The 6521-nt window shown below is 48.0% G+C and carries 5 protein-coding genes; all 5 read right to left on the bottom strand.

Annotation, left to right across the window (positions count from 1 at the left end; translation table 11 throughout):
* Positions 1-90: 90 nt before the first annotated feature.
* Positions 91-1248 carry a hypothetical protein gene (locus QC815_RS11415; protein ID WP_310539828.1) on the bottom strand — a complete coding sequence of 386 codons (1158 nt, stop codon included), beginning with the start codon at positions 1246-1248 and terminating at the stop codon, positions 91-93.
* A 743-nt stretch (positions 1249-1991) separates the two neighbouring features.
* A complete protein-coding gene (locus QC815_RS11410; RefSeq protein ID WP_310539826.1) occupies positions 1992-3521 on the bottom strand; it encodes a P-loop ATPase, Sll1717 family in 1530 nt (509 codons plus the stop codon).
* 245 nt (positions 3522-3766) lie between these two features.
* The gene (locus tag QC815_RS11405; RefSeq protein ID WP_310539823.1) at positions 3767-4648 is read right to left on the bottom strand and encodes a DUF7281 domain-containing protein; all 882 of its coding nucleotides are present in this window, start codon (positions 4646-4648) and stop codon (positions 3767-3769) included.
* Between the two features lie 2 nt (positions 4649-4650).
* A complete protein-coding gene (locus QC815_RS11400) occupies positions 4651-5895 on the bottom strand; it encodes a DUF445 domain-containing protein (protein ID WP_310539821.1) in 1245 nt (414 codons plus the stop codon).
* Positions 5892-6518: a condensin complex protein MksE gene (locus tag QC815_RS11395; protein ID WP_310539836.1), complete on the bottom strand. Its 627-nt coding sequence runs from the start codon at positions 6516-6518 to the stop codon at positions 5892-5894. Before QC815_RS11395 ends, QC815_RS11400 begins: the two co-directional genes overlap by 4 nt.
* Positions 6519-6521 lie beyond the last annotated feature (3 nt).

The raw sequence follows: 6521 nt of genomic DNA, 5'->3' as shown, positions 1-6521 counted from the left end.
CAATTGAGGTGATGAGCGAGGAGCTGGCGAAGTACCATGAGGTTCCGTCATCGACACATTGACGGTGTTGCACTCAGAGCCTGCATCCGCCTAATTAGCACTGGATTGTGTAAAATACTTACTGCAAAGTTCATCTTTTTCTCTGGAACATTGAGTTAAAGCCTCAAGTATATCACCATCGAAAAAAGGTAGTGGTTCATAAGCTCCCTCAATATAAGCCAAACACTTCAAAGGGTATAAATCCAAAATCTCAACTAGTCGCTTATCACATGTTAAAAACGATGGAAAAAAATACCTTGCGCGTTCATCAGGCCGTATTGTAGCTAGACACTCCATCTGCCTTACGTGATAAAGATCCCAAGCCATCCCTTTTATCACTCTAAAAAGATCTTCTTTGTTTTTTTGGACTTTGTTAAAAAAAGCAAAATCTTGGCCTTTTTCAAAAAACTCATTCGCAACAAGCACTTCTCGAAAACCGATAGTAGCGACATCAAAATGACAAAAGTCTAAAAAATCCAAAACTTTTGAAAATTTACTTTTTTTAGGATCGCCAAGCTGAATAGACACCATTTTTAGCAAAAAAACATATTGGCAATTAAATTTAAAATCCAGCTCTTTCATAAACCTTACTTCGCTCAATGTTGTAAACATTCGAGCAATATGTTGCTGCGTATTTTTCATCAATTCATAATCAGATACTTTAGCCTTAACAATCGACTCATTTTCCAGCGAATCAAAATCTATATTCCTCAAAATCTCATAAGCCTTGAGCTTATCAAAAATTCTTCCGGCTGCCCTTTCATCATTCAAGTTATAGTAATTCTCATGAATATATGGCATCGGGTCAACAAAAACACTATCTTTTGATATGAAAAGAAATATATCCTTAAAATCATTTGGCAGTTTTTTTTCGTTACCGCTTATGTAAGGTTCGAGATAACTAAGCGCCTGGTTATCAAGTGAAATTGAATAATCTATTGAAAAATCTGCACGACCACGTGACATTTCTCTTAAAGTCACTTTATCCAGAACCAATACTTTTTCTGTATTGAATAGGCTACGAATTGCAGATCCATCCTTAAAATCCAAACCAATAGACAAGCCCGGCTCTGAACCATGATCTGATGCGAAAATAAACCTGCAGTCACCAAGAAAATCTTGAGTTAAGTTAAAAAATTCAATCGACTCCTTGAAAGACCGTGCTGTAGCAATTTCTTTAATTATAAATCTCTTTTCTTCACTAATCATAATAATTACCTATACATTCGACCGACGCCTGGATTTTATACATAACACCCGCGTAAAGCGTGAGATGCACGAGCATAACCTTTGACAATTTTATTATTGTCCGGCTTCATTTTTATTGCACCTCAAGATGTTAACCGCCTCTTGAGTGAGTGCCGACCTGCGCCAGGACCTTACGTTTAAATCCCTTTAGAGAAGGGGAGACACTACATTAGGATAATGTATTAGAAAATTCATCTCTGATAGTCATTCTTTACTGTCGAGCTTTAAGATCAGCTTATTACAGGAAGTTTAAAACTGCCCAAAAATCATCAGCACAATTAAAAATCACCGATATAAAAGCCACCCTTTTACCAAAAAATCTGATTTTAAATAGTTTATATCACTATCAGCCAGAGAGTTCTTATAAAAAACTAAGCTCTCTTCTTGACTTACGGTTAAATATGAATTAATAAAAAAAACAGGACCTTAAACTAGAGATATTTTCTAACATCATATTCAAACTCATATTTGAGCTGACCGGCAGCCATACGACGACTATTAAGACAATTAAAGCGTATTCGAATCTCTCTCCTCAGTATTCGCAAAGTCTAATATCTCATATGGGCTATAGAAAACCGGCCTATGAACCGATATTTTTCCATTGGATTCTATTGATACGATGGGTGCAACATTCGCAACATTAAAAAGAGGTCTAAAAATTCGACGGGCAGACTTCGCCATGGCTGTACTGGTTAGTTTATAAATCATAAATTTGTACTAAAGTAGGGTTTAAGAGCAGGATGAACAATGAAGTCTTCTTCGAGTAAAGCGCGAGGGTTTCCTCGGGCAGCATACTGTGGAATTTTATTTCCATGCTTGCCTTTAATGTAATTTCCAATAACGCCTATATCATAGAGCTTTTTAAGCAAGTCCCCAACATGGTTATTAGACTCGAGCTTATCAACCTCTGAATATATTCCAGCTAGATCATCAATCTGCCGACGCACTTGCATAAGGTTAAATGGAAACTTGAATCTTCCCACCACCCGAGCAACAGCTTCAATTTCTTCTTGAGATAGAGTGGCCGAAAGTTCTTCACATATCTCTACCCAACTCTCCGACGAATACAACTTTCTGGCTTCATCAAAATGTCTCTGTACAACATAACTTCTATCTTTAAACGTTTTAAGCAGCACTCCCATTAACCTAACAAGATCCCTAGGGCGATACCACGTTTGGTCGAGAATAAACTCTCTTATCTCTTTCCCATGGTATTGACCATGAAAATATTTTTCCCAAACATCTTCACCGTTAAACTCATTCTTTATTTTTTCAGACTCTACTATTCTTTTTTCGATTATTTTGACGAGTGGATGCTCTTTTTTATTGCTAGAATACTTATGCCAGACGAGAGTTTCCCCAAAGTCAAATAGCGGCTTATTTATCTCCTTACCAAGACTTTTTACCGAATATAGCACCTCACTCCTTACTGCCAGTATAAAGCTCAAAGGGTAACTATTTAGTCTATTAATTTGGTTAATCTTATCGGCAGTTACAATAAGATCCCTAACCAAATGCATATCACGATCAGCAACATTATTTGTTGCCGCTCTAACTTCAAGCTCATCAACAAATATTATATTATTTGAATCACTAGGAGTGAGACTCTTGTACTTTACGTCGCAAACTCTGCAAAATTCAGAGAAATTGACAGTCCTTTTGTGCTTGGTAATCTCAAAATCTAATTCTATTTTTGGTTTACTAGAAAGTTCAATTCTACCTTTTTTAATCCTTGGCAAAGAAATTGCACTATCTCGTTTCGCAGGAAACGAACTTTTTACCAAATCTACGAATTCACTCCATAACGAATTATTCTGGAATGGAGTAAGTTGGCCTGACTCTCCCAATATCACAAGCGTCTGATAAAAATATATACGCCATGCTTGCTCATAGTCATAACTAGAGGAACCTTCAGCAGGCCCCTCCGGCACATCAGCTATAAGAGAATTGTGAAAAGCAGACCTTTCATAATTATCAAACTCAGACTTAAACAAAACAAAATTTGTTTTAAAACCTGCTTTTTCAGCTTTTACCTGAAGGTACCTAAGGAGTGCGGTTTTCCCAGTTCCCTTCAATCCTGAAATATAGTACTTATTCGATTTTAAATAATCTTCTTCATCAATATTAGGCGGAACAATAAAAGTATCTTCAAAATACTTTACCTCCTCTGGCGTCCTACCTTCAATATCATGCTTTGCATCAATGCTACCAAAATGAATATCTTTAAATTTCATCAACTTCTCCATCAAAGTGGAATCTGACAACAATTATACTGAAAGCTACATAATTTCAACAAACATATCGACGTATTTATTGAGGTTATGTAGCCACCTCGCTTGACTCTACCCCATTGATTACTTAGAGAGCAAAGCCAATTTTGGTAGCATAACCGAAACTCGCGCACCTGCGCGTTTTGCCCATTTCAATCATACTGGACGCAATCAGATCACCCGGCTGCGCATTAGGTCGACGGGGGCCTTCACACCAGCGCCACGCGCTCCAGTTCTTCACCCAACCACTGCTGCCTTAGCCCACGCTGCTGGTCGAGTAGCAGCGTTAGATAGGGCTGTAGCGGATGTTCCGCGGGTAATTGGTCGCGATGGCTAAGCAGGCGGGGGCGGTGGTCGAGTTGTTTGGCGGGGTCGTGGAAGGTGGTAGCTTGCTCGGTGAGCCATGCTAGCGGCGGGAGTAATAGGTGCGAGGTGCCGCTGGAAAGCGCGACGCTGAGGCCTTTGACATCGAAGTCGCCTGCGTAGAGGTGCGGCTTTTGGGTTCCGTTCCAGGCGCTGGCGAGTTGTTTGAAGCCGCCGCCGTAGTGGCTGTCGCCGCGGTAGACCACCAGCGGCTGTTTGTAGCCGTTTAGCGCGCGCTGTTGCGGTGAAAAGGCGTAAAAGCTGTCCAGGTTTTCGACCTGAATAAGCACGTCGCACGCTTCCAGGTTGATGTCTCGCCAGTCGACGTCGTGCATCGAGCGCGGCTGGGCCGAAAGCCAAGCGGGGGCGCTGGCGGGCGTGTTCACCAGCACCCGCTGGGCGCGCGGGCCTTCGCGGTTGCTTTTATCTTCATTGACGCCCTGCTCCGCTTGCGCCGCGCTGGTCAAGCCGCTTTGCCATTGCTCAATAGTAGTCAGTCGCTGGCTTCTAAGCGCTTCGTTCACCTGCTGGATGAGGGCGCGGTCAAAACGCAGCGATTGGTGGCTTAGCCGAGGGCCAAGCTCAATTTCATGCGCATCGCACCAGCGGATGAAGGTTGCGACCCATTGCTGGCTGCGCTTCTTGTCGACCCGAGTCTGCTTGCGCAGTTGGCGCTCTATTTCGCTCAGTTTTTTGTAAGCCTGGGCAGTGAGCGTCTGGTCATCCATCGTTACACCGCCAGTCCTAACGAAACATCGCGAATCAATTTCACATCGTTGTAGGCGCTCGCCCGTTCTTCCTGCTGATGAAGATGAAACGCGCGCTGTTCGCTATGCGGTAGGCCCTGGTGCTCGGCGATGACCTGGAACAGCCAGATTTCTGGAGGCCATTGCAGCTCGCTTTGGTTCAGGTAGTCCAGAGCGCTGATGGGCGTTTGCTCGGCGCGGTCCACCACATTGAGGTAGAAAGTTTCGACATCATCCTTGAGGGCCTGCTGGCGGGCGGCGATAAGCGTGTCTTCGACGTGTTCCGCCGGGCGTGCCGCGGTGACCGACTGGGCGGCACGTAACGGCGTGGGCACATTTTCCAGCAGCGCGCTGAGGGTGGGCATGTCCTGGGCGCGGTCCAGCGCCACGGCCCCGGCGGCGGTGAGGGGGGCTGCGTGATTAAACAGCGCGGGCACCTCGCTGCGGCGGGCGTAGTTACCAGGGGTAAAGCCGGGGTGCTCGCGCAGGAAGGCGGCCATGCCGGCGACCAGGCGGCTGCGTGCCTGCATATGACGAAAACGCGCCATCAATTCGATCAGGCGGTGCTGCACTTCCCGCAGGCTGGTGTAGTGCTGGCTAATCTGCTGCTGTAGCTGGCTGATCAATACCTTGCGCAGCGTGCCGTCGCTGCCTACCAGTTCGATCAACTCGTCAAAGTCGATCAGCGCCAGTCCGTCGAGCAGGCGGACCACCTGCTTTTGCGCGCGGTCGTTTTCGCGCACCTTGTCGTTGAGCTGGCTGACAAAGCCAAAATCGCTGTTGAGCCGCTGCCACAGGCTGTCGATGGCGTCGGCAAAGCGGCCGTTCATGTCATCCACCGCCTGGCGCAGGCGCAACAGCTGCTGCTCCTGCTGCCAGTAGTCGCCGCGGCTGCTGGAATCGCGGTAGCTCTGGATCAGGCTGCGGATCAGCTCCAGCGCTTCGGCCACATCGGCGTTGACGTGGCGCCGGGCTTCATCGGAGACCATTTCGGCGATCAGCTCGCGCACCTTGGGGGTCAGCTTGAGGCCGCCCTGCTCGTCAGGCCGCCAGACAATCCGCGCGCTTAAAAGCTTGCGCAGCGCGGTGTGGCTCAGCCCTTCCAGAGGAACTTGATCGTTGGCGTAGCCCTGCATCAGCGCCTCGGCGTGGCGGCCCAGCAGGGCCAGGCGCTCCACCCCGGTGGTGATCAGGCGGCTTTCCAGCCCTGGCGTTTCCGCATCGTTCACAGCAGCGCCTCCTGGGTATCCTCGCCCTCATCGTCCACCGGCAGGTGTTCTTCATCGCGAATAAAGCGCACCAGTTCGAGCAGGTAGTCGACCTTGCCGGTCACCAGAAACACCTGGCGGTCGGCGTGGGGCTGCAGCAGGTAGCCGTGCTCCCTCAACCGCTTGAACACCTGCTTGACCTGAGCGTCCAGCTGATCGCTTTGGGAGCCAAAGAAGCTGTCGGTGGCCAGGCGTTCAATGCGTTCGCGCAGGCTGGGGTTGTCTTCGCTTTTGGCCTGCAGCTCGCCGGGCTTGAGCACATCGCCGGGGGATAGCACGCTGTCGCGGCCCAGGGCTTCCTGCACCAGCTGTAGCCATTCCAGCAGCGGCAAAAGGCTGTTGACGGTGTCGCCCAGCTGGCGGGCGAGCTGGTCCCGCGCGCTGTCATCCAACTGACGCCAGGCGAGAAAATACACACCTTCCTCCTGGCTGCTGGCCAGGCGGCGGTTGAGCGGGCGCAGGTAGCTGTCGATGGCCTCGCGCGTGGCGTCATCCTGGAGGCGCTTGAAGGCGCTCTCGTCGCTCACCGCGCAGATAAACTCGCCCGCCAGCAGCCGTTCCAGCAGCGGGCCATGGGGTAGCAGACT

The organism is Vreelandella gomseomensis (genome assembly GCF_031451645.1).
In the GTDB taxonomy this organism is placed as follows: Bacteria; Pseudomonadota; Gammaproteobacteria; order Pseudomonadales; family Halomonadaceae; genus Vreelandella; species Vreelandella gomseomensis.
This window is presented reverse-complemented; position numbering and strand designations above follow the sequence as displayed.